The following is a 23,936-nucleotide window of genomic DNA, read 5'->3' on the forward strand; positions in this document are numbered from 1 at the left end:
GCGCCCGGCCGCTCGGGGAAGGTAAACCGCATCAGCCGCTCATCCTGCGCCAGCGATGAATGGCCGCCCACCAGGTGGCGAAGGTGTTCCTTGGCCAGTTCGTCGTGGGTCAGGTCCAGCGCCTCAAAGCCATGGCGGCTGAAGTTCTGGGCAATCGTCTCGGACTCGCCCTTGCCCTGCGTGGTCAGACCCACAAACACATGGGCCTGCGCCGCGTCGCTGATGCGGTAGTTGAACTCGGTCACATTGCGCGGGCCGCCGGGCAGGTCGCCCACCAGTTCACAAAACCGCTTGAAGCTGCCGCGCGCTTCGGGAATCGTCACCGCAAACAGCGCCTCGCGCTCTTCGCCCACCTCGGCGCGCTCGGCTACGAAGCGCAGGCGGTCGAAGTTCATGTTGGCGCCGCACAGGATGGCGGCGTAGGTCTCGCCCTGGGTCTTGTGGGTGTCCACGTACTGCTTGATCGCAGCCACGGCCAGCGCCCCTGCGGGCTCGACGATGCTGCGCGTGTCCACAAAGATGTCCTTGATGGCAGCGCAGACGGCGTCGGTGTCCACGGTGATGAAGTCGTCCACCAGGCCGCTGTGGGTGATGCGGAAGGTTTCCTCGCCCACCAGCTTGACGGCGGTGCCGTCAGAGAACAGACCCACGTCGGCCAGCGTAACTCGCTCGTGCGCCTTGACGGACTGGATCATGGCGTCCGAGTCGTTCATCTGCACGCCGATGACCTTGATCTCGGGCCGCACGGCTTTGATGTAGTTGGCCACACCCGAGATGAGCCCGCCGCCGCCAATGGCCACAAACACGGCATCGAGCTGGTTGCTGCCCAGGCTTTGCAGCTGGCGCAGGATCTCCATCGCGATGGTGCCCTGGCCCGCAATCACGTCCGGGTCGTCGAACGGGTGCACAAAGGTCAGGCCCTGTTCCTTTTCGAGCTTGACCGAGTGGGTGTACGCATCGGAATAGCTCTCGCCAAACAGCACGACCTCGCCACCCAGGGTTTTGACCGCGTCAATCTTGAGCTGTGGCGTGGTGGTGGGCATCACGATGACAGCGCGTGTGCCCAGCTTGTGGGCGCTCATGGCCACGCCCTGGGCGTGGTTGCCGGCCGAGGCGCAGATCACGCCGCGCTGCAGCTGTTCGGGCGTGAGGTGCGCCATCTTGTTGTAGGCGCCACGCAGCTTGAAGCTGAACACGGGCTGCTGGTCCTCCCGCTTCAGGAGCACTTGGTTGTTCAGGCGGCGGCTGAGGTTCTTGGCGGGCTCCAGCGCCGACTCCACCGCCACGTCGTACACGCGGGCGGTCAGGATTTTCTTCAGGTAGTCGGCGGGAGTGAGGTGCTGGGTCATGACGGGAGCAAGGTGGAGGCCGCCGCAGCGCAGGTGGCGGGGGCCCACATCATAGGGTGTCGGTTTTTGCGGGCCGACTCGTCGGTGGGCGTGGCGCGCGGCCGGTTCAGCCAAAAAAAAGCCCCGGGCCGTGAGGCCTGGGGCTGAATCCATCCTTTGAGGAGATGGAGGAGACAATCGGTGCGGGGAAAAAGTTGGAAACTTCGTTTCGGTCTTTGTTCCATCTGCTTCGTTATTGATTGAAAAGCAGCGCTTGGGATGAAGTTTAGCGCGAGTCGTGTTGCGTTGCAGCAAAATCCACATCAAATTTATCGCGCCGGATGATTCTGTGCGAAAAAAACCACGTCAACACACAGTCATCAAGGAGAAATACAAATGGAATGCACAGTCAGCTGGACGGGCGCAGCCGGAACACGGTCGGGCATGGGCTTTGTTGCCGAGACCGGCAGCGGCCATGTTTTGACCATGGACGGCGCCCCGGATGCCGCCAACCCCGCCAATGGCGGCCAGAACCTGGCGCCCCGGCCCATGGAAACGGTGCTGGCTGGCACCGGCGGTTGCACGGCCTACGACGTGGTGCTGATCCTCAAGCGCGGTCGCCACGACGTGCGGGGTTGCAGCGTGAAACTGACCACCGAGCGCGCCGAGACGGATCCGAAGGTGTTCACCAAGATTCACATGCATTTCACCGTGACCGGCAAGGCCATTCCGCCCGCCGCGGTGGAGCGCGCCATCGCCATGAGCCACGAAAAATACTGCTCAGCCAGCATCATGCTGGGCAAAACCGCGGCCATCACCACGGGTTTCGAGGTTCTGGAGGCTTGATCTAGCCGCTCCTGCCGCCGCGTTACACGTAGTGCGCGGTGGTGGTCATTACCTTGGCCGCCGCTCGCATGGCGGCCCGGGCCGGTGCAGGCAGCTCCAGTGCGCCTGAGGCGCGGGCTTGGGCTGCATGCCGCTCCTCATCGTCTTTCATGCGGGCAACCACCGCCCGCGACGCCAGATCCTGCTCCGGCAGTCGCTGCAGGTGACTGTGTAAGTGTGCTGCCACCTGGTTTTCGGTCTCCGCCACAAAGCCGAGGCTGGCTCGGTCGCTCACCTTGGCTGCGATTAGCCCCAAGGCAAAGGCGCCCGCAAACCACAGCGGGTTGAGCAAACTGGGGCGAGCGCCGAGTGCGTCCAGCCGCTGTTGGGTCCAGGCCAGATGGTCGGTTTCTTCGCGGGCGGCTTCTTGCAGGTGGGCGCGCAGTTCGGGGTTGCGCGTGACCGCTGCCTGGGCGGTGTAAAGCGCCTGGGCGCATACCTCTCCCACATGGTTTACGCGCATCAGGGCACCGGCCAGTTTCTTCTGGGCGGGGTCGAGTGCCGCCTCGGCGATGCCGTGCGCAGGGGTCCGTTCAGACGCCTGAGGCTGAGCGAAAAGCGTCCGCAATGCGTTGTCTGCAGCAGTAAACAGCGAATCCATAAAAACCTTTGGTATGGCAAGAGCGGTGCAACACAATTTTCACTTGGATACAAATAAGAGGGCCTCAACCCACGGCGCAACGCGGCGACATCCCGATTTTGCCGGGTCTGGATGAAATGTTGCAACACTGCAACGGATTTCCCCTTTCGGGCCGATTGTGGGTGAATTCCTTTGCGAAACCGGGCGGGCTCTGGTGCAATAGATGCAACTTCCCCACCAGGAGGTTGGCCCGGGGAACCGGCGGGACTTTGCAGGTGCTTGGCACGCTAGACCCCCCGTACCGGCGCCCTATGTTTAACCTTGGAGTAACTCGCAATGAAAAAATCCCTGATTGCCCTGGCTGTGCTGGCTGCTTCCGGCGCTGCAATGGCTCAATCTTCCGTGACCCTGTTCGGTATTGTCGATGCGACATACGCATACGGCTCCGGTAGCGTCGCCAACAAGTCGCAACTGACAAACTCCGGCTACAACAGCAGCCGTCTGGGTTTCCGCGGCGTTGAAGATCTGGGTGGCGGCATGTCCGCTTCGTTCTGGCTCGAAGCTGGCGTGAACAACGACAACGGTTCCGGCGCTAACACCAGCACCAACAACCAAGGCGCAGCAGCTGCTGGCGGCGGCGGTCTGACTTTCAACCGTCGTTCGACGGTCAGCCTGAATGGCGGCTTCGGTGAAGTGCGTCTGGGCCGTGACTACACGCCCCAATTCTGGAACCTGACTGTGTTCGATCCGTTCGGCACGAACGGTGTTGGCACGACCCAAACCCTGAACTCCAGCCTGGGTGGCCCAACCACCGTCCGCGCTTCGAACTCCATCGGCTACTTCCTGCCAGGCAACCTGGGCGGTTTCTACGGCCAAGTTCAGTACTACATGGGTGAAAACCTGAGCAACGCAGCGAACAAGAAGGACGGCAACGGCCTGGCTCTGCGCGCTGGTTACGCCAATGGCCCTATCAACGTCGCTCTGGCTTTCTCTGACACCAAGTACCTGGGTGCCGACATCACGGCATTCAACCTGGGTGGTCAGTACGATCTGGGCGTCGCCAAGATCATGGCTCACTACAACCAAGACGAAATCGACAACGGTGCAGAAGGCAAGGGCTTCCTGATCGGTGGTCTGATTCCTCTGGGCGCTGGTGAAATCCGTGTGGCTTACTCCACCTACAAGATCGACACTGCCGGTCCTGACCCACGTTCGAACAAGATCGCTCTGGGCTACGTGCACAACCTGTCGAAGCGTACGGCTCTGTACACGACGGTTGCTCGCGTTGGCAACAAGAACGGCGCTGCTTCGGCTCTGAACGGTTCCGTGACTGCTGCTGGCCGCAACTCCACCGGCTACGACATCGGTATCCGTCACAGCTTCTAATATTGACACTGGCTTTTGGCCAGTATCGATATCAAGCTTAAAAGCCGCCTTCGGGCGGCTTTTTGCATTGGGCATCGATTTTTGTTCGCCCACGTAGCTTGCGCTGTCGCCTTGGAGTTAGCCTTTGGCGGATGGGTAGGTCGAGGAATTGAATGCTGACCGAGTGGGTGGCGGCCCGTGAACCCCTCCCAGTCAGGCGCGGGGTGGACCGGGCTCCACCGGATTTTGAACCCGTCTTTGATGGCTGCTGATCCCTCAACTGTTTGGTAACTTTGGGCACATCCGGGCAGGCCCTCGGTGCAAATCGGCGGAGTATCCAGCCGCTTCGTGACAATGTTTGCCCACTCTCTCGTCCAATGCATTCTGTGGTGCATGTCGCTGGCACCATCCTTGCATGGAAAGTTCACTCGAAAAGGCGTTTTAGCCCCTTCGATACGCCCGGGATTCAGGGATTTCCCGTTGGCTATAGAGCAACCTTTACTGCATAGTAAAACTTTTATTCAAGAGGGTTCCATGAAACTCAAATACAGTCTTTTGTCGGCGGCTGCAGCCGCTGCGCTGTTGATGTCTCCAGCGCTGCACGCCAAGCCATTCAAATGGGCAAGCCAGGGGGAAATTGCGACGTGGGATATCCACTCACAGAACAACGCGTTGCAAAACGGCATTCACGCCAACGTGTATGAGAGCTTGGTTTACTACAACAGCAAGACTTTTGACGTGGAGCCTGTTCTCGCAACGGCCTGGAAGGAAGTAAGCCCCACGCAGGTGCGTTTCACGCTGCGCCAGGGCGTCAAGTTCCATGATGGTTCACCCTTCACCGCCGACGATGCTGTGTACTCGCTGCAGCGCGCCATGGCCAAGACCTCGAATTTCACGCCTTACGTTCAAGGCATCGGCAAGATCGTCAAGGTCGATGCTCAGACCATTGACGTCATGCTTGTGGCGCCCAATCCGGTGTTGCTGCGCCAGATGACCGAGCTGCGCATGATGAGCAAGGCCTGGGCTGAAAAGAACAAGTCTGTGGACCCCAAGGACATCAAGGGCACGGACGAGAACTTTGCGCACCGCAACGCCATGGGTACGGGCCCTTACACGCTGGATTCGTGGCAGCCTGATGTGAAGATGACGTTCAAGCGCAACCCCAACTGGTGGGGCAAGATGGACGGCAACGTGACGGAAATCGTCTACACCCCCATCAAGTCGGCGGCTACGCGCATTGCAGCGCTGCTGTCGGGTGAAGTGGACATGGTGCTCGACCCCACCCCTCAGGATCTGGGTCGCCTGCGCGCCAGCCCAGATCTGAAGGTGATCGACGGCATTGAAAACCGCACCATCTTCCTGGGCATGGACCAGTTCCGCGAAGAACTGCCCGGCTCCAACATCAAGGGCAAGAACCCGCTCAAGGACGTGCGCGTGCGCAAGGCCCTGTACCAGGCCATCGATGCGGACACGATTTCGCGCAGCATCATGCGTGGTCTGGGCAAGCCGACAGGTACGCTCGTGGCACCTCAAGTCGCGGGCTATACCGAAGCCGTGGGCAAGCGCTTCCCCTATAGCGTCGAAGCATCCAAGAAGTTGCTGGCCGAAGCTGGTTATCCCGATGGGTTTGAGGTGGACTTTGCCTGCCCGAACAATCGCTACATCAACGATGAAGCGATCTGCCAGGCAGTCACCGCCATGTGGTCGCGTGTGGGCGTCAAAGCCAAACTGCGCACGCTGCCGTTGGTGAACTACTTCCCGATGATCCAGCGTTACGAAGCCAGCATCTACATGCTGGGCTGGGGCGTGCCAACGTTTGATGCGTTGTACAGCCTGCAATCGCTGGTGCGTACCGTGGGCCAGGGCGGTGACGGCAACTACAACGTAGGCCGTTACAGCAACCAGCGCATGGACTATCTGGTGGACCGCATCAAGGCAGAAACCGACGCCCCTGTGCGTTCGCGCATGCTGACCGAAGCGCTGCAGCTGTCGAACGACACTGTGTCGCACATTCCTTTGCACGACCAGGTGATCCCATGGGCTGTGAAGAAGAACATTGAGTTGACCCACCGCGCAGATAACCGCGTGGACATGCGTACGGTCAAGGTGAACTGATTTATCCTCGACACACTGAGAGCAAGGGCCGCGCGGCCCTTGCTCTCTTTGGTTTAGTTTGACGACGTATTGCCAACCAGCGCCTGCGCCATCAAAAGTGGCTGCGGCGTTCCCATCGAACACTCACTCGACTCTCTGATGCTTGCCTTTATATTGCGCCGCCTGATACAGGCTGTGATTGTCATGATCACGGTGGCCTTCATCTCCTTCATGCTGTTCCAGTATGTCGGCGATCCTGTGGTGTTCCTGCTTGGCCAGGATGCCACCCCCGAACAGATTCGCGAGCTGCGTGCTTCCCTCGGGCTAGATAAACCGTTTTTTGTGCAGTTTGGCCACTTCCTGGTGAACGCTGCTCAGGGCGAGTTTGGTCTGAGCCTGCGCCAAGGCGCCAAGGTGTCTCGCCTGATTGCCGAGCGCTTCCCAGCGACGCTGGAGCTGGCCTTGGTCGCTGCCTTTATCGCCTTGGCGATTGGTGTGCCCATGGGTGTGTATGCCGCTCTCAAGCGAGGCACCTTCACCAGCCAGTTGTTCATGACGCTGTCTTTGCTCGGTGTTTCGCTGCCGACTTTCCTGATTGGCATCTTGCTGATTCTGGTGTTTGCCGTGACTCTGGGCTGGTTCCCTAGTTTTGGCCGCGGCGAAGTCGTGCAAATGGGCTGGTGGAGCACCGGCCTGCTCAAGGCCAAAGGCTGGCACCACATCACGTTGCCGGCCATAACGCTGGCCATCTTCCAGCTCACGCTGATCATGCGACTGGTGCGCGCCGAAATGCTGGAGGTGCTGCGCACCGACTACATCAAGTTCGCACGCGCACGTGGCCTGTCCAACCGCGCCATTCACTTTGGCCATGCGCTCAAGAACACACTCGTGCCCGTGATGACCATCACCGGCCTGCAGCTCGGTGGTTTGATTGCTTTTGCGATCATCACCGAAACAGTGTTCCAGTGGCCTGGCATGGGCCTGCTGTTCATCCAGGCCGTGACGTTTGCGGATATTCCAGTGATGGCCGCCTACCTGTGTCTGATCGCCCTCATCTTTGTGGTGATCAATCTGGTGGTGGATCTGTTGTACTTTGCCGTGGATCCCCGCCTGCGCGTGGGCAAGGCAGGGGGCCACTGATGCAAGGCGCCCGACTGAAAGCCGGTGGCCGGGCGTTTGCGCACATTGCGCAATACCACCCCGAGTTGATCGCGCTGCGCCGGGACCTGCATGCACACCCCGAACTGGGTTTTGAAGAGATCTACACCAGCACCCGGGTGAAAGAAGCTTTGAAGCTGTGCGGTGTGGATGAGATCCACGACAGCATTGGCCGCACGGGCGTTGTGGGCGTGATCCGCGGCCGCAGCACGTCTAGCGGCAGCATGGTGGGTCTTCGGGCTGACATGGATGCCTTGCCACTGACTGAGCACAACGACTTCTCGTGGAAGTCTTGCAAACAGGGGCTCATGCATGGTTGTGGCCACGACGGGCACACCGCCATGCTGGTGGGTGCGGCGCGCTACCTGGCCGAAACCCGCAACTTTGACGGCACTGCGGTGCTGGTGTTTCAGCCCGGCGAAGAAGGTTTTGCGGGCGCTCGGGTCATGATGGAAGACGGCTTGTTTGACCGGTTTCCGGTGCAGTCGATTTTTGCGATGCACAACTGGCCTGCCATGAAGCCCGGCACCGTCGGCATCAACTCCGGCCCCATGATGGCGGCGGCGGACCGCTTCACCATTGAGATCACCGGCCGCGGCGGCCATGGGGCGCACGCCTATCAGACGGTGGACGTGGTGCTGGTGGCCGCGCACATCATCACCGCAGCCCAGAGCATCGTATCCCGTAATGTCCGCCCGATTGAAAGCGCTGTGGTCAGCCTGTGCGCTGTGCAGGCGGGCGACCTGGGTGCATTCAGCGTATTGCCTGGCTCAGCCACGCTGGTGGGCACAGTTCGCACCTTCGATCCGCAAGTGCAAGAGATGGTGGAAAAACGCCTCAAAGAACTGTGCAACGCCATCGCCCTGGGCTTTGGCGCCACGGCTACCGTGCACTACGAACGCATCTACCCCGCCACCATCAACACCGAAAGCGAAGCCATTTTTGCAGGCGACGTGGCCGAATCCCTGCTGGGTGCCGACCACGTGGTGCGCGACCTGGAGCCCAGCATGGGTGCTGAGGACTTTTCTTTCATGCTGCAGGACAAGCCCGGCGCCTACCTGCGAATAGGGCAGGGCACAGGGGCCAGTGGCAGCGCATTGCACAACAGCCGCTACGACTTCAATGACGACATCCTGCCCCTGGGCTCGGCATTGCACGCCAGCCTGATCGAGCAGGCCATGCCGTTGGCGATGCCTTGAGCACACACCACGGTCCACCGCGTCCCTTTAAAACGATGACTCGGAAGTCCCACACTTTCGCAACCCTTCCCCCTCACAGGAGATTTCCATGAAATTCCAGAAAAAAGTTGCTCTGACCGCTTTGTTTGCCGCGCTGACCGCGACGAGTTTGGTCGCCAATGCCCAGACCATCCGGATCGCCAATCAAGGTGATGCGCTGTCCATGGACCCGCACTCGCTCAACGAATCGCTGCAGCTGAGCGTGACCGGTAACGTGTACGAACCTCTGGTGAGCCGCAACAAGGACCTGAGCTTGGCCCCCGCACTGGCCACCGCCTGGAAGCAGACCGCCCCCACCGTGTGGCGTTTCGAGTTGCGCAAGGGTGTGCAGTTCCATGATGGCACCCCGTTCACCGCAGACGACGTTGTGTTCAGCTTTGCCCGCATGAAGGGCGAGGGCTCTGACTTGAAGGCTACCAACAGCGACGTCAAACAGGTCCGAAAGATTGACGACCACACCGTCGAAATCGAAACCAACGCGCCTCAGCCCATCCTGCCCGACGTGATCACCACCTCGTACATGATGAGCAAGAAGTGGTGCGAGACCAACCAGGCCGTGGTGCCTGTCGACCGTCGCAAGGGCATTGAAAACGCCGCATCGTTCCGTGCCAATGGCACTGGCCCCTTCCGCCTGCGTGAACGCCAGCCCAATGTGCGCTCGGTGTTCGTCCGCAACGGCGCCTACTGGGGCAAGATCGAAGGCAACGCGACCGAAATCGTGTTCACCCCCATCGGCAACGATGCCACCCGCGTGGCCGCACTTCTGTCCGGCGAAGTGGACGTTATGGAGCCTGTGCCAGTTCAGGATATTGACCGCGTCAACACCAGCGCCAACACCCGCGCCGTGACCGGCCCCGAACTGCGCACCATCTTCCTGGGCATGGACCAAAAGCGCGACGAGTTGCTGTACTCCAATGTGAAGGGCAAGAACCCCTTCAAGGACAAGCGCGTGCGCCAGGCTTTTTACCAGGCCATCGACATTGACGGCATCAAGCGCACGGTGATGCGTGGTGCCTCCAACCCATCGGCACTGATGGTGGGCCCGGGCATCAATGGCTTTGAAGCTGGCGCCAAGCGCCTGCCGTATGACGTGGAAGCCGCCAAGAAGCTCATGGCCGATGCCGGTTACCCCAATGGCTTTGAAGTGTCCATGAACTGCCCGAACGACCGGTACGTGAACGACGGCCGCATCTGTCAGACCGTGGCAGCCAACCTCTCGCGCATCAACGTCAAGATCAACCTGCAGGCCGAAACCAAGGGCACGTACTTCCCCAAGGTGCTGCGCCGCGACACCAGCTTCTACATGCTGGGCTGGACGCCCACCACGTACGACGCGCACAACGCGCTCAATGCGCTGATGATCTGCCCCGAGGACAAGGGCGGTGCAGGCCAATTCAACCTGGGCGCCTATTGCAACCCCAAGCTGGACGAGCTGACCAAGCAAATCCTGGTCGAAACCGACAAGGCCAAGCGCGACGCCATGATCAAGGAAGCCTTTGACCTGCACAGTTCCGACATCGGCCATCTGCCACTGCACCAGCAAGCGCTGGCTTGGGGTGTCAGCAAGAAGGTGAAACTGGTGCAAATGGCAGACAACTTCATGCCCTTCAAGTGGATGAGCATCGAGAAATAAAGCGTTTGGACAAAAAATAGAAGTTGAAGTACGAAGGTACGAGATAGCTATCGCTAATTGACAGCCTATGGACAACGCACGGCCGCCACCCGGGCTGTGCGTTGTCGCATGTTTACTGGTTTCCCCACAATGAAAACAACCCTTGCCCGCTGGTTTGACAGCGACGTTGGCTACAGCTTCCGCACATCGCCCATGGCGATGGTCGCGGCCGCCATTGCCCTGATCTGTGTGTTCTGTTCGCTGTTTGCCGGATGGGTCGCACCACACAACCCGTTTGACCTGGCCACGCTCGAACTCAGCGACGCGCGGCTGCCCCCGGCCTGGATTGCCGAAGGCTCCATGAAGTACCCGCTGGGCACCGACGACCAGGGCCGCGACATTCTGTCTGCACTCATCTACGGCGCGCGCATCTCCCTCGTGGTGGGCCTCGCGTCGGTGGTGCTTTCCGTAGTGGTGGGCGTGGCGTTTGGCCTGCTGGCGGGCTTTCGCGGCGGCTGGATCGACGCCGTCCTCATGCGCCTGTGCGACGTGATGCTGTCGTTCCCCGCCATCCTGGTGGCCCTGCTGATTGCGGGTGTGGGCCGGGCGCTGTTCCCCAACGCACACGAGTCGCTGGCCTTTGGCGTGTTGATCATCTCCATCTCGCTCACGGGCTGGGTGCAGTACGCACGCACGGTGCGCGGCTCTACGCTGGTTGAGCGCAACAAGGAATACGTGCAGGCCGCCCGCGTGACGGGTGTCTCGCCGCTGCGCATCATGCGCAAGCATGTGCTGCCCAATGTCATGGGCCCCGTCATGGTGCTGGCCACCATCCAGGTGGCTACGGCCATCATCACTGAGGCCACGCTGTCCTTTCTGGGCGTGGGCGCACCGCCCACCTCGCCCTCGTTGGGCACGCTGATCCGCATCGGCAACGACTACCTGTTCTCGGGCGAATGGTGGATTACCGTGTTCCCCGGTGCCATGCTGGTGCTGATTGCTTTGAGCGTGAACCTGCTGGGCGACTGGCTGCGCGATGCCCTGAACCCGCGCCTGCGCTGAACCACAAGAACAAGTGACCTCCCCATGAGCCTCCTAGAAGTCAAAAACCTCGTTGTCGAATTCCCGAGCCGTCGCGGTACCCTGCGCGCTCTGGACGACATTTCCTTCTCTATCGCACCCGGCGAGATCCTGGGTGTCGTGGGGGAGTCCGGTGCAGGCAAGTCGCTCACCGGCGCCGCCATCATTGGCCTGCTGGAGCCACCGGGCCGCGTGGCGTCCGGCCAGATCCTGCTGGAGGGCAAGCGCATCGACAACCTCAACAACGAGGAAATGCGCCACATCCGCGGCCGCCACATCGGCGCGATCTTTCAAGACCCGCTGACCTCGCTGAACCCGCTGTACACCGTGGGTCGCCAGCTCACCGAAACCATCCTGGCGCACCTGCCGGTCACGCCCGCCGAGGCGCGCCTGCGTGCCATCTCGTTGTTGCAGGACACCGGCATTCCCGCTGCGGCGGAGCGCATCGACCACTACCCACACCAGTTCTCCGGCGGCATGCGCCAACGTGTGGTGATTGCCCTGGCCCTGGCCGCCGAGCCCAAGCTCATCGTGGCCGACGAGCCCACCACGGCGCTCGACGTGTCCATTCAGGCGCAGATCATCCAGCTGCTCAAGAACATCTGCAAATCGCGTGGCGCTGCCGTCATGCTGATTACGCACGACATGGGCGTGATCGCCGAAACCTGCGACCGCGTGGCTGTGCTGTATGCCGGGCGCGTGGCCGAGATCGGCCCCGTGCACGACGTCATCAACAAGCCGTCGCACCCCTACACCAGTGGCCTGATGGCCTCCATCCCCGACATGTCGGTGGACCGCGAGCGCCTGAACCAGATCGACGGCGCCATGCCCCGTTTGAACGCCATTCCCCAGGGCTGCGCCTACAACCCACGCTGCCCCAAAACCTTTGACCGCTGCATGACCGACCGCCCCAACCTGATGGACGCAGGTTCTACCCGCGCCGCTTGCTGGCTGCACGCTGGCGCCACCCAAGCCAACGCCGAGGTGACCGCATGAGCGCCGCCGCTACGACCACCCCCGGCACCGCCCAGACCGACGCCGTGAAGAGCAAGGCCCTGGTGCAGGCGCACGACCTGGCCAAGACGTTTGACGTGTCGGCCCCCTGGCTCAACCGCGTGATCGAACGCAAGCCGCGCACGCTGCTGCACGCCGTGGACGGTGTGAGCTTCGAGATCGAAAAAGGCAAGACGCTGGCCCTGGTCGGCGAATCCGGCTGCGGCAAGAGCACCGTAGCCCGCCTGCTGGTGGGCCTGTACGAGCCCACACGCGGCGGCCTCACGTTTGACAACCAGGACGCCCACGCTGCCTTCAAGGGCAAGGACGCGCAGGCCATGCGGCGGCGCATCCAGATGATCTTCCAGGACCCGTATGCCAGCTTGAACCCGCGTTGGCTGGTCGAAGACATCATTGGCGAGCCGCTCAAGGAACACGGCCTCATCACTGACAAAGCCGAGCTGAAACAACGTGTGGGCGAGCTGCTCAAGTCCGTGGGCCTGTCGCCGCTGGACATGGTCAAGTACCCGCACCAGTTCTCTGGCGGCCAGCGCCAGCGCATCTCCATTGCGCGCGCTCTGGCCACCGAGCCCGAGTTTCTGGTGTGCGACGAGCCCACCAGCGCGCTCGACGTGTCGGTGCAGGCCCAGGTGCTCAACATCATGAAGGACCTGCAGCGCGAGCGGCACCTCACGTACCTGTTCATCAGCCACAACCTCGCCGTGGTGCGCCACGTGAGCGACCAGGTCGGCGTGATGTACCTGGGCCGCCTGGTGGAGCTGGCCGACAAACACACGCTGTTTGACACCCCGCGCCACCCCTACACCCGCATGCTGCTCGATGCCATCCCGAAGATGCACGACACCGGCAGGTCCCGCACGCCCGTGCAGGGCGAGGTGCCCAACCCCCTGAACCCGCCACCCGGCTGCGCCTTCAACCCGCGCTGCCCCCATGTGAACGACCGCTGCCGCGCCGAGCGCCCGCAGTTGCTCAACATTGGCGGTATCCGCATCGCGTGCCACGCGGTCGAAGAAGGCCGTATTTGACGGTTTACTCCTAAAAATATAGCTGCTAGCGCTTGATGGACAAGCGCTAGAGGCATATTTTGCTCAAAGATCGGGTTTGCTGCCTGTTTTTTTGGCAGACGCTCTCGGTCCATTGCGCAGACACCGCCACAGGCTCCTTTTGGGAGCCTGTGGCGTTTTTGTGGTGTCACGGTGTCACGGTTCGCGCCGCGCTTTGTTTTCATGCCCCTGTCACGCAGCCTCACCACCCTACAGGCTTTTGCGAAACAACCGTCACAGGGGCTAAACATGAAGATCAGTGGGTGGGAAACCAAGATGCGCCGCGTGCGCGTGGGACTGCTGGTGCTGGCTGTAACGAGTGCACTGGCGGCATGCGGCGGGTCGGACAGTGGCGAGCAAGGCAAGCCGCTGGAGCTGACCATCCTGCACATCAACGACCACCATTCCACGCTGGAATCCAAGTCCAAAACACTCAAGCTGTCCGCAGGTGGCGCTGCCGCGGTGGACGTGGCGGTGGATGCCGGTGGATTTCCGCGCGTGACGGCGGCCATTGCCGAGCTGGCAGCCAAGTCCCCCAATGTCCTCAAACTGCACGCGGGCGATGCGCTGACCGGCACGCTGTACTTCAACCGCGCGGGCGCAGACGGCGAGGCCGACGCCGCAATGATCAACACGGTGTGTTTTGACGCCTTCACCCTCGGCAACCACGAATTCGACAAGGGCGACACCGGCCTCAAGGGCTTTCTGGACCTGATGCGCAAAGGCACCTGCAAGACGCCGGTCCTCAGTGCCAACGTGCAGTTTGGCCCGGGCTCGGCCCTGAACCCCACGCGCGCGCCGGGCTACGTCAGCCCGTCCACCGTGGTCGAGCGTGATGGGCAAAAGATCGGCATCGTCGGCCTGACCATCGCGCAGAAAACCAAGGCCTCGTCCAGCCCGGATGCGGAAACCACCTTCCAGGACGAAACCGTTGCCGCCCAGCGCGAGATCGACGCGCTGCGCGCCAAAGGCATCGACAAAGTCATCGTGCTCAGCCACATCGGCTACGAGTACGACAAACAAGTGGCCGCGCGCCTGTCGGGCGTGGATGTGGTAGTGGGCGGCGACTCGCACACCCTGCTGGGCCCCAACACGCTGACCACCACCGGCGTGGGTTCGCCCGCAGGTGCCTACCCCACGCGCATCACCGACAAGGACGGCAAGCCCGTGTGTGTGGTGCAGGCGTGGGAATACGCGCAGGTGGTGGGTGAACTCAAGGTCAGCTTCAACGCCCAGGGCGAAGTCACCCAGTGCGCGGGCACGCCCCACGTGCTGATCGGCGACAACTTCACCATCGGCGGCAAGGCCGTCACCGATGCAGAGAAGACGGCCCTCAAAGCCAGCGCCGCCGCCACGGGCTTGCTGCGAGTGACCACGCCAGCACCCGCTGCCACCGCCGCGCTGCAACCCTTCAAAGACCGCGTGGCCGTCTTCAACCAGACCCAGGTGGCCATGGTGCCACAAGAGCTGTGCTCGCGCCGCGTGCCCGGCGGTGTGGGGTCGGTCGACTACAGCCGCTCCAGCGCGGCCTGCAACGCCGAAGGCAGCGTCAGCCTGCGCGGCGGCGATATCCAGCAACTGGTGGCCGAGGCCTACCTGGACGTGGCCAACCAGAAATACGGCGGTGCCGACATCACGCTGCAAAGTGGCGGTGGTGTGCGCATTCCGCTGCAGGGCACTGTGTCTGCGGCACAGGTGATTCAGGTGCTGCCGTTTGGCAACATGCTGTTCCGCCTGGACATCACGGGCCAGGAGGTCAAGGGCATGCTTGAAGACGGGCTGGAGGCAACCTACGGCGCGGGTGGTTCCACCGGCCCGTACCCGTACACCGGCGGCCTGCGTTATGACGTGAACGCCAAGGCCACCTTTGGCCAGCGCGTGAGCAACATCGAAGTGCGCAGCCCCGCCACCGGCGCGTGGGGCGCGCTGGATGTGGGCAAGACCTACAAGCTGTTTGTGCTGAGCTTCAACGCCACCGGTGGCGACGGCTACAAGACCCTGGCCGCGGTGCCAGCGGCGCGGCGCCTGGACATTGGGGTGCTGGATGCGGATGTGTTCTTCAGCTACATCGAAAAGCAGGGCAAGGATGCTGCGACCGGCCTGCCAGTGCTCAAACGCCTGCCGACGGAGCTGTACAGCACCAGGAATTTTGTGAATTGATGGGTATCTGATGGGTAGCTGATGGGTATGGAGGGACTGCGCTTGCGCTGTTAGCGCGCGACCAGTCAACGCCCACCGCTGTGGCATTGATGAGCATTTGTTGCCTGCGGCTTTCGCCGCAAGCTGAGGCAAACTAGGCGGGCAAATCGCAGGTCAGGTCGCCACGGTGGTGGCTTGGCTTTTGCCAGCCTTTCCCCCAGCCCAGCTGCCTCCACGAATCCTGGCGTGACTCTGCACGGGGCCACGCGGTTCGTGGGGCGCTCACGCAAGCCCCCTATGCTCACACTTGCACGCCTGATCCTCGCCGTCGTGACACTGGCCGCCATCGGCCTGCAGCTGTTTCTTCATGTCTCGGCCTCGTACAGCACGTTGAATTTTTTCAGCTACTTCACCAACCTGTCCAACCTCTTTGCCACGCTGGTGTTGGTGCTCTGCGTGGTGACCCCGCCCAGCCGGGCACGCGACCTTTCTCAATACGTAGCCACCGTCAACATGGCCGTGGTCGGCCTCGTTTTTGCGGTGCTGCTCAGGAACGTAGACCTGGGCGACTTGCGTCCGTGGGTGAACTTCGTGCTGCACTACCTCATGCCCGTGGCGGTCGTTCTGCTGTGGTTTGTCGCGCCGCCCGTGTCCCGGCTCACACGCCGGCACCTGCTGGTGGCCATGGCGGTGCCAGCGGTGTACCTGCTCTATGTCGTCGTGCGGGGCGCAAGCACGGGTTGGTATCCGTACCCGTTTCTCAACCCCGCCCTTGTCGGCGGTTATGGCGCGGTGGCGGCGTACGCGCTGGGTATTGCGGTCACCTTTTTGATCATCAGTGCGGTGCTGCTGGCTGCGGGCAACCGGCTGAGCAGGGCCCGGCCATGAGCAGCAACACCGTCGAAATCGGTCGCGCATCCGAGGCCGATCTGGACGGCATTCTGGCGCTGCAGGCCGCCAACCAGGCGGACCAGGGCGGCACGCTGTCCGGGACGATGGCGCGTTCCACCATCGCCGAGATGATGCGCGAGATGCCGTTGATCGTGGCGCGCCGCGACGGGCGCGTGGTGGGTTTTCTGATGGCGGGGTCGCGGGTCATGGCGGCTGGCGTGCCGATCATCCAGGCCATGCTGGCCGCCTACCCCGGCGCGCACGATGCCTACGTGTACGGCCCGATTTGTGTTGCGGCCGAAGCGCGCGGCGCCGGGCTGGCGCAGGCGATGTTCGATGCGCTGCGGCGCCTGGCGCCCTCGCGGGAAGGCATTTTGTTCATTCGGCGCGACAACATGGCGTCGCTGCGTGCCCACGAAAAGATGGGCATGAAAGAGGTGGGCGAATTTGGGTTGGGCGGAAACGTGTTTTCCGTTTTTTCATACCTGGGGTGACATGGGATCAACCTCCCATCCCAAGCCGCGGGCGTCGAATACGGCGAATTCGCAGGTCGCACCCATTTTTGGGTATTTGCTATAAAAATTATAGCTGTTAGCGCTTTATTTATAAGCGCTAGAGGCTAAAATGGCTTCAAGCCCTCACGCGTACCGCTTCGCCCGCAGGTTCTCTTTCATCTGCTGCAGGATGGGCTGCAGCGAACTGCCAATGCGCAGCGCCACACAAGTCGCCAGCACATCAATGATCAACAGGTGCATCAGCCGCGACACCATCGGGCTGTAGCGGTCGTAGCCCTCGGGGTGGTCGGCGGCCAGGTGGATCTGGCAGGTGCTGGCCAGGGGGGAGCCGCTGGCGGTGATGACGATGGTGGTGGCGCCGTTTTTGCGCGCGATGTCGGCGGCGTCCATCAGGTCGCGGGTGCGGCCGGAGTTGGAGATGATCACGGCGCAGTCGCCGGGGCGCAGCAGGGTGGCGCTCATCACCTGCATATGGCCATCGCTGGTGGCAATCGACGTGACCCCCAGCCGAAAGAACTTGTGCTGCGCGTCTTGCGCCACGATGCCGGAGTTGCCCACGCCGTAGAACTCGATGCGTTTGCCGGTCTTCCAGGTGGCGGCAATGGCCTCGGCCGCGCGTTCGATGGCGACGGTGCTGGCCGCGTTGCGGTATTGCAGGAAGGCGGCCACGGCGTTGTCCACTACCTTCACCAACACGTCGCCGGTCTTGTCGTCGGCGTCTACGCTGCGGTGGATGAAGGGCACGCCTTCGCTCACGCTGCCCGCCAGTTTGAGCTTGAAATCGGCCAATCCGTCGTAACCGATGCTGCGGCAAAAGCGCACCACGGTGGGCTTGCTCACGTGCGCGCGTTCGGCCAGTTCGCGCACAGGCAGGCGGGCAAAGGCGCGGGGGTCGGCCAGCACCAGTTTGGCAACGCGCTGCTCGGCGGGGGCCAGGGACGAGAGTGAGGCGGTGATGCGGTCCAGCATGTCAGCGGTGTTCCAGAGGGGAAGTCGTGGCGGTCGGCGGGGCGCGGGGCCAGAAGAAAGAAATGGTAACTGGGTTTCATCGCGCTGGGTAAACCGATTACAGCGGACAGCGGCGCAAGGCGAAGCAAAGCCAGTGCGCGTTATCCCGATGGCACGGGTTGCAGGCCGGGCCTAGGATGTTTTGTCACGCAAATGTCGTGCAACTGTCATGCAAAGCGTCGGGTACTGCTCGCTGATTTGCTCAGCCCAAACCCTGCGTGTTGATTTTTCGGTATCCCCGCCAGCCAACAACACACTCCCAAAGAGAACCTCTCATGCGCACAAAAAACACACTGGCTGCAGTCACGCTGGCCCTCACGGCCTCCGGCGCCCTGGCGCAAGGCCAGGTCAACATCATCTGTTCGGTGCAGGCCGAGTGGTGCAACCTGATGTCCACCGTGTACGCCAAAACCACGGGCACCAAGGTCAACATGACGGCCAAGGGTTCTGGCGAGGCGCTGGCCCAGCTCAACGCCGAAAAGGCCAACCCCAAGACCGACATCTGGTTTGGCGGCACGGGCGACCCGCACCTGCAGGCGGCCGAGCAGGGGCTGACGCTGGAATACAAATCTACTCAGCTCGCGCAGCTGTACCCGTGGGCGCAAAAGCAGGCGGTCGATTCCAAATACCGCACGGTGGGTGTGTACCTGGGCCCGCTGGGTTTTGGCTACAACAAAGAGCTGTTGGCCAAGCGCAAGCTCAACCCACCGCAATCGTGGGCCGACCTGCTCAAGCCCGAGTTCAAGGGCGAGGTGCAGATGGCCAACCCCGCATCCAGCGGCACGGCCTACACCATGATCGCCACGCTGGTGCAGCTGATGGGCGAAGAGAAAGCGTTTGACTACCTCAAGGCGCTGCACCCCAATGTGAGCACCTACACACGCTCGGGCACCGCGCCTGTCAAGGCGGCCGCGCGGGGCGAGACCACGGTGTCGGTGAGTTTTGTGCACGACGTGACGACCGAGGCCGTCAATGGTTTCCCCGTGGCGTCGGCCACGCCGTCCGAAGGCACGGGCGCCGAGGTGGGCTCCATGAGCATCGTCAAAAACGGCCCCAACACCGAGGCCGCCAAGAAGTTCTATGAATGGGCGCTGACCCCCGGTGGGCAGCAGTTTGGCCTGGCGGCCAAGCAGTTTCAGCTGCCCAGCAACACGCAGGTGCCCAAGGACCCGCGCATGACCGACCCTGCCAAGATCAAGCTCATCAACTACGACTACGCCAAATACGGCGCCAGCGCCGAGCGCCGCCGCCTGATTGCGCGTTGGGAGAAAGACGTACAGAACGCGGCACGGTAGATGAAGCTCCCCCTGAGCCGCTTTGCGGCTTCCCCCTCTACTGCGGGAGGGGCACGCACCCGGTGGCCTGGCAGGGCGTGTTCCACGGGTGCACTGGCCTCGGCCGCGCCGGTTTCATGCGCCGTGGCCCGGCCCGGTGCTGCCCAACATGAACAGTTGATCTGATGACGGTATCTGCACCGAACCGGCCCTTGTGGGTCTGGGCGATTCTTGGCGTCCTGGGCTACCTTGCGCTGCCGTGGTACGCGCAGCAGGACGCCAATGGCCTGCTGGCAGCGGGCCAGGTCTTTGCATCTGAGCAAACCGCCAATGGCCTGATGCAGGCTGCGACGTTTGGTCGCCCGTGGCTGTGGCTGGGCCTGATCGGCCTGGGCATTGCGGGTGGGGCATCGCTGATGCCCGCGGGCCGCCAGCAAGGCTTGGTGCTGGTCGCGGGCGGCGCGCTGGGGCTTGCTGCCCTGTTGCTCAGCGGTTTCACCATCGGCGCCCGCGGCTGGGCGTTCGAATGGATGACACAGAGCCTGGGCGAACTGGGCGCGCGCCAGCCGGGCATGGGCTGGGGCGCTTTTGTGGTGCTGACCGCGCTGCTGGTGCTGCTGGCGTTTGGTGTGGCACGGCGGGGTTTCTTCAAAGGCGATTTGTTCGTCGCGGCTGCCGTGCTGGGCTGCGGCAGCCTGCTGGCGCTGTTCATCGTGTTCCCGGTGTTCAAGGCGCTGTCGGCCGCTTTTTTCCTCGAAGACGGCCCCTTCTCGCTGGCCGTGGTGTGGGAGCGCATCGCCCACGAGCGCAACTTTGGCCTCGCGTGCCTCAGCGGCGGTCAGCGTTGCGGGGTGGCGTGGAACACGCTGTTTCTGGGCCTGATGACGGCCACCAGCACCACGCTGCTGGGCACCTTCATGGCGCTGATGGCCGAACGCGCCTCGCGCCGCTATGCGCGCCCGCTCAACATCGTGGCACTGCTGCCCATCATCACCCCGCCGTTTGTGGTGGGCCTGGGGCTCATCCTGCTGTTCGGCCGGGCGGGCGTCTACAACCAGTTCATGGAATACGCGTTTGGCATCACGCCCACGCGCTGGTTCTACGGTTGGCTGGGTGTGTGGGTGGCGCAGACCTTTGCGTTCACACCCATCGCCTTCATGATCATGCGCGGTGTGGTGCAGGGCGTGGCGCCCAGCCTGGAAGAGGCCGCGCAAACTCTGCGCGCCAGCCCGCACCAGACCTTCATGACGGTGACGCTGCCGTTGCTCAAGCCCGGTCTGGCCAATGCGTTTCTGGTGGGTTTCATCGAGAGCATGGCCGACTTTGGCAACCCCATCGTGGTGGGTGGGCAGTTCTCGGTGCTGTCCACCGAAATCTTCTTTGCGATCGTGGGTGCGCAGTACGACCAGGGACGTGCCGCGTCGCTGGCTTGGATCCTGACTTTCTTCGCGCTCACCGTGTTTGCCATCCAGCGGGGTTTGCTGGGCAAGCAGAACTTCACCACCGTGTCGGGCAAGGGTGACTCGGGCATTGCCATGCCGCTGCCCACCGGCGTGCGCCGCGTGGTGCATTCCATCGCGCTGCCCTGGATGGCGTTCACGCTCATCGTCTATCTGTTTGCGCTGGCCGGTGGTTTGGTGCAGACCTGGGGGCGCGACTACACCATCACGCTGGTGCACTTTCGCACTGCTTTTAATGTGGAGTGGGGCGAGTTTGGTGTGGTGTGGGCGGGCACGGCGTGGAACTCGTTCTTCACCACCATCCAGCTCGCGGCCATCTCCGCGCCGCTCACGGCCACGCTGGGCATTGGCATTGCGTGGCTGCTGGCGCGCACCGAGTTCCGGGGGCAGGGCGCGTTTGAATTTGCGGCGCTGCTGGCCTTTGCCATCCCCGGCACGGTGCTGGGTGTGAGCTACATCCTGGCGTTCAACGTGCCGCCCTTCGAGCTGACGGGCACGGCGCTCATCATTGTGTTGTGCTTCATGTTCCGTAATCTGCCTGTGGGCGTGCGGGCGGGCACGGCGGCATTTAAGCAGCTCGACCGCTCGCTGGACGAAGCCTCTGTCATGCTGCGCGCGGGCAGTGTGCAGACGCTGCGCCACGTGGTGCTGCCGCTGCTCAAGCCCGCGCTAGTGGCGGCGCTGGTCTACAGCTTTGTGCGCGCCATCACCACCGTCAGCGCGGTGATTTTTCTGGTCACCGCCGAGAACGAACTGGCCACCACCTACATCATCGGCCGCGTGGGCAATGGCGACTACGGCGTGGCGCTGGCGTACTGCACGGTGCTCATCGTGCTCATGTCAGCTTCCATCGGATTGATCCAACTGCTAGTTGGCGAACGAAAACTGGGCCGCCGTGGGGCCGCCCCCGCTGCGCACTGATGACCCCTTTCAAGAACAAAGAAGACACGCCATGAACCACAGCGGCGCGGGCATTGTGTTCCGCAACATCACCAAGCGCTACGGCAGCGACAGCAGCGCCGCCCTGGCCGTCAAGGGCATCAGCTTTGAGGTGCCGCGCGGCTCGCTGACCACCATCCTGGGGCCCTCAGGCTGCGGAAAGACGACCACGCTGCGCATGATCGCGGGGCTCGAATCGCCCACGGCGGGCGAGATCTTCATCGGCGGCAAAGACGTGACCACGCTCGGCCCTGCCCAGCGCAACGTCAGCATGATGTTTCAGAGCTATGCGCTGTTCCCACACATGAACGTGGTCGAGAACGTGATGTACGGCCTGCGCATGTCGGGCCAGCCCAAAGATGTGGCGCGCGCCAAGGCCGTGGAAGCGTTGCGCGGTGTGGGTTTGGTGGGCTTTGACGACCGCCTGCCCAGCGAGCTGTCGGGCGGCCAGCAGCAACGTGTGGCGCTGGCCCGCGCCCTGGTGCTGGAGCCCGAGGTGCTGCTGTTTGACGAACCTTTGTCCAACCTGGACGCCCGCCTGCGCCGAGAGATGCGCGAGGAGATCCGCGCACTCCAGCAGCGCTTGTCGCTCACGGTGGCGTATGTCACCCACGACCAGGCCGAGGCCATGGCCGTCAGCGACCAGATCATTGTGATGAACCAGGGGCTGATTGCACAAAAAGGCACGCCCCGCGAGCTGTACGAAACCCCGCGCAGCGAATTTGTGGCGGGCTTCATGGGCGAAGCGATGCTGTTCCCCGCCGTTGCGCAGCCCGATGGCACGGTGCAACTGGGCCCGCTGGTGCTGCGCCCGCGCACGGTGGTGCGCAGTGGCCCGGTCAAGGTAGCGGTTCGGCCCGAGGCCTGGCGCATCGAGCGCCGTGGCGATGGACTTTTGCCCGCCCGATTGGACAAGTCGGCCTACCTGGGGGCGGTGCATGAATACACCTTCGACACCCCGCTGGGCAGCATATTTGTGGTGTCGTCGGACCTGGACAACGTGCTGGCCGTGGGCGAGCAGGTGCTGCTGGGTCTTGGCAACCATGGCGTATCAGTGGTTGGTAGTACCGATGGGGCGCTGGGTGATGCGGAATAATGGCGCCATGACGAACCAACTCGACGCCCTCAAACAGTTCACCACCGTGGTTGCCGACACCGGCGACTTCAAGCAACTGGCGCAGTTCCAGCCCCAGGATGCCACCACCAACCCCTCGCTGATCTTGAAGGCCGTACAAAAGCCCGAGTACGCGCCGCTGCTGCAGGACACGGTCGCCCAGTTCAAGGGCCGCCCGATGGACGAGATCATCGACCGCCTGCTGGTCCGCTTCGGCCGCGAGATCCTGGCCACCATCCCCGGCCGCGTGTCCACCGAAGTCGATGCGCGATTGAGCTTTGACACCAGCGCCACTGTCACGCGCGCCGAACGCATCATCGAGCTGTACCAGGCCGAAGGCATCCACATCGACCGCGTGCTCATCAAGATCGCGGCCACGTGGGAAGGCATCAAGGCCGCTGAAAAGCTGGAGCAGCGCGGTATTCACACCAACCTCACTTTGTTGTTCTCCTTCGCCCAGGCCGTGGCCTGCGGCGATGCCAAGGTGCAGCTGATCTCGCCTTTTGTGGGGCGCATTTACGACTGGCACAAGAAGCAGGCGGGTGCGCAGTGGGACGAGGCGGCACGGTCTGGCGCGAACGACCCGGGCGTGGTGTCTGTCACGCAGATTTACAACCACTACAAGCACTTCGGTATTGCGACCGAGGTGATGGGCGCGAGCTTTCGGAACGTGGGGCAGATCACTGCGCTGGCGGGGTGTGATTTGTTGACCATTGCGCCGGAGCTGTTGGCGCAGCTGGCTGCGAGTGATGCGCCGTTGCAGCGGGCGTTGAATGCGGATGCTGCCAAGGGGATGGATTTGCCTGCGGTGAACTATGACGAGGCGGGGTTCCGGTTTGCTTTGAATGAGGATGCGATGGCGACGGAGAAGTTGGCGGAAGGGATTCGGGCGTTTGCGGTGGATGCGGTGAAGTTGGAGAAGCTGATCCTGGCTGCTTGAGGTTCGTTTTTGAGTGTTTTGGCTGCTGGCGCTTATGTATCAAGCGCTGGTAGCTATTGTTTTTATAGTTACTGAGTTTCTCCACTGACCGTTCGGGCTGAGCTTGTCGAAGCCTGGGCGCGCGCCCATCCGTTCGGGCTGAGCCTGTCGAAGCCGTGAGCTGATCGTGCCGCGTGCCTGGTTTGAGGGCGGAGGCCGGGAGTCGCCCGGCATGCGAGTAACTTCTCTTTTGCTTCGCCAAAAGAAAGTCACCAAAGAA

The 23,936-nt window shown here is 62.5% G+C and carries 19 protein-coding genes; 16 read left to right on the forward strand and 3 right to left on the reverse strand.

Going from position 1 to position 23,936, the window contains the following annotated elements; all coding sequences use genetic code 11:
• Positions 1–1,349 (reverse strand): threonine ammonia-lyase, biosynthetic (ilvA, locus tag ACK41V_RS20540; RefSeq protein WP_409785094.1); only part of this gene is annotated, 1,349 nt, incomplete at its 3' end.
• Positions 1,350–1,724: 375 nt separating this feature from the next.
• On the opposite strand from ilvA, the gene ACK41V_RS20545 reads away from it, so the two are divergent.
• Positions 1,725–2,174: an OsmC family protein gene (locus ACK41V_RS20545; RefSeq protein WP_409785096.1), complete on the forward strand. Its 450-nt coding sequence runs from the start codon at positions 1,725–1,727 to the stop codon at positions 2,172–2,174.
• A 22-nt stretch (positions 2,175–2,196) separates the two neighbouring features.
• Here ACK41V_RS20545 and coq7 read toward each other — a convergent pair whose 3' ends face one another.
• Positions 2,197–2,814 (reverse strand): 2-polyprenyl-3-methyl-6-methoxy-1,4-benzoquinone monooxygenase, encoded by a 618-nt coding sequence (coq7, locus tag ACK41V_RS20550; RefSeq protein WP_409785098.1) that lies wholly within the window; start codon positions 2,812–2,814, stop codon positions 2,197–2,199.
• Between the two features lie 315 nt (positions 2,815–3,129).
• On the opposite strand from coq7, the gene ACK41V_RS20555 reads away from it, so the two are divergent.
• The 11 genes from ACK41V_RS20555 to ACK41V_RS20605 all read left to right on the forward strand — a co-directional run bounded on the left by ACK41V_RS20555 (position 3,130) and on the right by ACK41V_RS20605 (position 16,921).
• A complete protein-coding gene (locus tag ACK41V_RS20555; protein ID WP_409785100.1) occupies positions 3,130–4,179 on the forward strand; it encodes a porin in 1,050 nt (349 codons plus the stop codon).
• A 513-nt stretch (positions 4,180–4,692) separates the two neighbouring features.
• A complete protein-coding gene (locus tag ACK41V_RS20560; RefSeq protein WP_409785101.1) occupies positions 4,693–6,273 on the forward strand; it encodes an ABC transporter substrate-binding protein in 1,581 nt (526 codons plus the stop codon).
• A 138-nt stretch (positions 6,274–6,411) separates the two neighbouring features.
• Complete coding sequence (locus ACK41V_RS20565) at positions 6,412–7,392, forward strand: ABC transporter permease (RefSeq protein ID WP_409785102.1); 981 nt, start codon at positions 6,412–6,414, stop codon at positions 7,390–7,392.
• On the forward strand, positions 7,392–8,609 hold the full coding sequence (locus tag ACK41V_RS20570) for a M20 aminoacylase family protein (RefSeq protein ID WP_409785104.1): 1,218 nt from the start codon (positions 7,392–7,394) through the stop codon (positions 8,607–8,609). The genes ACK41V_RS20565 and ACK41V_RS20570 overlap by 1 nt, the downstream gene beginning before the upstream one ends.
• A gap of 88 nt (positions 8,610–8,697) precedes the next feature.
• Positions 8,698–10,281 carry an ABC transporter substrate-binding protein gene (locus tag ACK41V_RS20575; RefSeq protein WP_409785106.1) on the forward strand — a complete coding sequence of 528 codons (1,584 nt, stop codon included), beginning with the start codon at positions 8,698–8,700 and terminating at the stop codon, positions 10,279–10,281.
• A 129-nt stretch (positions 10,282–10,410) separates the two neighbouring features.
• On the forward strand, positions 10,411–11,322 hold the full coding sequence (locus ACK41V_RS20580) for an ABC transporter permease (protein WP_409785107.1): 912 nt from the start codon (positions 10,411–10,413) through the stop codon (positions 11,320–11,322).
• Between the two features lie 24 nt (positions 11,323–11,346).
• On the forward strand, positions 11,347–12,336 hold the full coding sequence (locus tag ACK41V_RS20585) for an ABC transporter ATP-binding protein (RefSeq protein WP_409785109.1): 990 nt from the start codon (positions 11,347–11,349) through the stop codon (positions 12,334–12,336).
• A complete protein-coding gene (locus ACK41V_RS20590; protein ID WP_409785111.1) occupies positions 12,333–13,379 on the forward strand; it encodes an ABC transporter ATP-binding protein in 1,047 nt (348 codons plus the stop codon). Before ACK41V_RS20585 ends, ACK41V_RS20590 begins: the two co-directional genes overlap by 4 nt.
• Positions 13,380–13,673: 294 nt before the next feature.
• A complete protein-coding gene (locus ACK41V_RS20595) occupies positions 13,674–15,557 on the forward strand; it encodes a bifunctional metallophosphatase/5'-nucleotidase (protein ID WP_409785127.1) in 1,884 nt (627 codons plus the stop codon).
• Between the two features lie 276 nt (positions 15,558–15,833).
• Positions 15,834–16,424, forward strand: coding sequence for a Pr6Pr family membrane protein (locus tag ACK41V_RS20600; RefSeq protein WP_409785113.1), 591 nt, complete (start codon positions 15,834–15,836; stop codon positions 16,422–16,424).
• Positions 16,421–16,921, forward strand: a complete 501-nt coding sequence (locus ACK41V_RS20605) for an N-acetyltransferase family protein (protein ID WP_409785115.1) — start codon at positions 16,421–16,423, stop codon at positions 16,919–16,921. Before ACK41V_RS20600 ends, ACK41V_RS20605 begins: the two co-directional genes overlap by 4 nt.
• A gap of 144 nt (positions 16,922–17,065) precedes the next feature.
• Here ACK41V_RS20605 and ACK41V_RS20610 read toward each other — a convergent pair whose 3' ends face one another.
• Positions 17,066–17,911 carry an SIS domain-containing protein gene (locus ACK41V_RS20610; protein WP_409785117.1) on the reverse strand — a complete coding sequence of 282 codons (846 nt, stop codon included), beginning with the start codon at positions 17,909–17,911 and terminating at the stop codon, positions 17,066–17,068.
• A 314-nt stretch (positions 17,912–18,225) separates the two neighbouring features.
• Here ACK41V_RS20610 and ACK41V_RS20615 point away from each other — a divergent pair, with 314 nt between their 5' ends.
• The 4 genes from ACK41V_RS20615 (at position 18,226) to tal (ending at position 23,677) form a co-directional block, all read left to right on the forward strand.
• On the forward strand, positions 18,226–19,245 hold the full coding sequence (locus tag ACK41V_RS20615; RefSeq protein WP_409785119.1) for an ABC transporter substrate-binding protein: 1,020 nt from the start codon (positions 18,226–18,228) through the stop codon (positions 19,243–19,245).
• Positions 19,246–19,409: 164 nt separating this feature from the next.
• Positions 19,410–21,605, forward strand: a complete 2,196-nt coding sequence (locus ACK41V_RS20620) for an ABC transporter permease (protein WP_409785121.1) — start codon at positions 19,410–19,412, stop codon at positions 21,603–21,605.
• A gap of 31 nt (positions 21,606–21,636) precedes the next feature.
• The gene (locus ACK41V_RS20625; RefSeq protein ID WP_409785123.1) at positions 21,637–22,719 is read left to right on the forward strand and encodes an ABC transporter ATP-binding protein; all 1,083 of its coding nucleotides are present in this window, start codon (positions 21,637–21,639) and stop codon (positions 22,717–22,719) included.
• Between the two features lie 7 nt (positions 22,720–22,726).
• Positions 22,727–23,677: a transaldolase gene (gene tal, locus ACK41V_RS20630; RefSeq protein ID WP_409785125.1), complete on the forward strand. Its 951-nt coding sequence runs from the start codon at positions 22,727–22,729 to the stop codon at positions 23,675–23,677.
• The last annotated feature ends 259 nt before the right edge of the window (positions 23,678–23,936 follow it).

Origin of the sequence: Acidovorax sp. (genome assembly GCF_046291265.1) — a bacterium.
Lineage (GTDB): Bacteria > Pseudomonadota > Gammaproteobacteria > Burkholderiales > Burkholderiaceae_C > Acidovorax.

Bases quoted from the DNA above. Each gene is read 5' to 3' on its own strand.
- ACK41V_RS20545 (WP_409785096.1), top strand. From the start codon at position 1,725: ATGGAATGCACAGTCAGCTGGACGGGCGCAGCCGGAACACGGTCGGGC.
- coq7 (WP_409785098.1), bottom strand. From the start codon at position 2,814: ATGGATTCGCTGTTTACTGCTGCAGACAACGCATTGCGGACGCTTTTC.
- ACK41V_RS20555 (WP_409785100.1), top strand. From the start codon at position 3,130: ATGAAAAAATCCCTGATTGCCCTGGCTGTGCTGGCTGCTTCCGGCGCT.
- ACK41V_RS20560 (WP_409785101.1), top strand. From the start codon at position 4,693: ATGAAACTCAAATACAGTCTTTTGTCGGCGGCTGCAGCCGCTGCGCTG.
- ACK41V_RS20565 (WP_409785102.1), top strand. From the start codon at position 6,412: ATGCTTGCCTTTATATTGCGCCGCCTGATACAGGCTGTGATTGTCATG.
- ACK41V_RS20570 (WP_409785104.1), top strand. From the start codon at position 7,392: ATGCAAGGCGCCCGACTGAAAGCCGGTGGCCGGGCGTTTGCGCACATT.
- ACK41V_RS20575 (WP_409785106.1), top strand. From the start codon at position 8,698: ATGAAATTCCAGAAAAAAGTTGCTCTGACCGCTTTGTTTGCCGCGCTG.
- ACK41V_RS20580 (WP_409785107.1), top strand. From the start codon at position 10,411: ATGAAAACAACCCTTGCCCGCTGGTTTGACAGCGACGTTGGCTACAGC.
- ACK41V_RS20585 (WP_409785109.1), top strand. From the start codon at position 11,347: ATGAGCCTCCTAGAAGTCAAAAACCTCGTTGTCGAATTCCCGAGCCGT.
- ACK41V_RS20590 (WP_409785111.1), top strand. From the start codon at position 12,333: ATGAGCGCCGCCGCTACGACCACCCCCGGCACCGCCCAGACCGACGCC.
- ACK41V_RS20595 (WP_409785127.1), top strand. From the start codon at position 13,674: ATGCGCCGCGTGCGCGTGGGACTGCTGGTGCTGGCTGTAACGAGTGCA.
- ACK41V_RS20600 (WP_409785113.1), top strand. From the start codon at position 15,834: ATGCTCACACTTGCACGCCTGATCCTCGCCGTCGTGACACTGGCCGCC.
- ACK41V_RS20605 (WP_409785115.1), top strand. From the start codon at position 16,421: ATGAGCAGCAACACCGTCGAAATCGGTCGCGCATCCGAGGCCGATCTG.
- ACK41V_RS20610 (WP_409785117.1), bottom strand. From the start codon at position 17,911: ATGCTGGACCGCATCACCGCCTCACTCTCGTCCCTGGCCCCCGCCGAG.
- ACK41V_RS20615 (WP_409785119.1), top strand. From the start codon at position 18,226: ATGCGCACAAAAAACACACTGGCTGCAGTCACGCTGGCCCTCACGGCC.
- ACK41V_RS20620 (WP_409785121.1), top strand. From the start codon at position 19,410: ATGACGGTATCTGCACCGAACCGGCCCTTGTGGGTCTGGGCGATTCTT.
- ACK41V_RS20625 (WP_409785123.1), top strand. From the start codon at position 21,637: ATGAACCACAGCGGCGCGGGCATTGTGTTCCGCAACATCACCAAGCGC.
- tal (WP_409785125.1), top strand. From the start codon at position 22,727: ATGACGAACCAACTCGACGCCCTCAAACAGTTCACCACCGTGGTTGCC.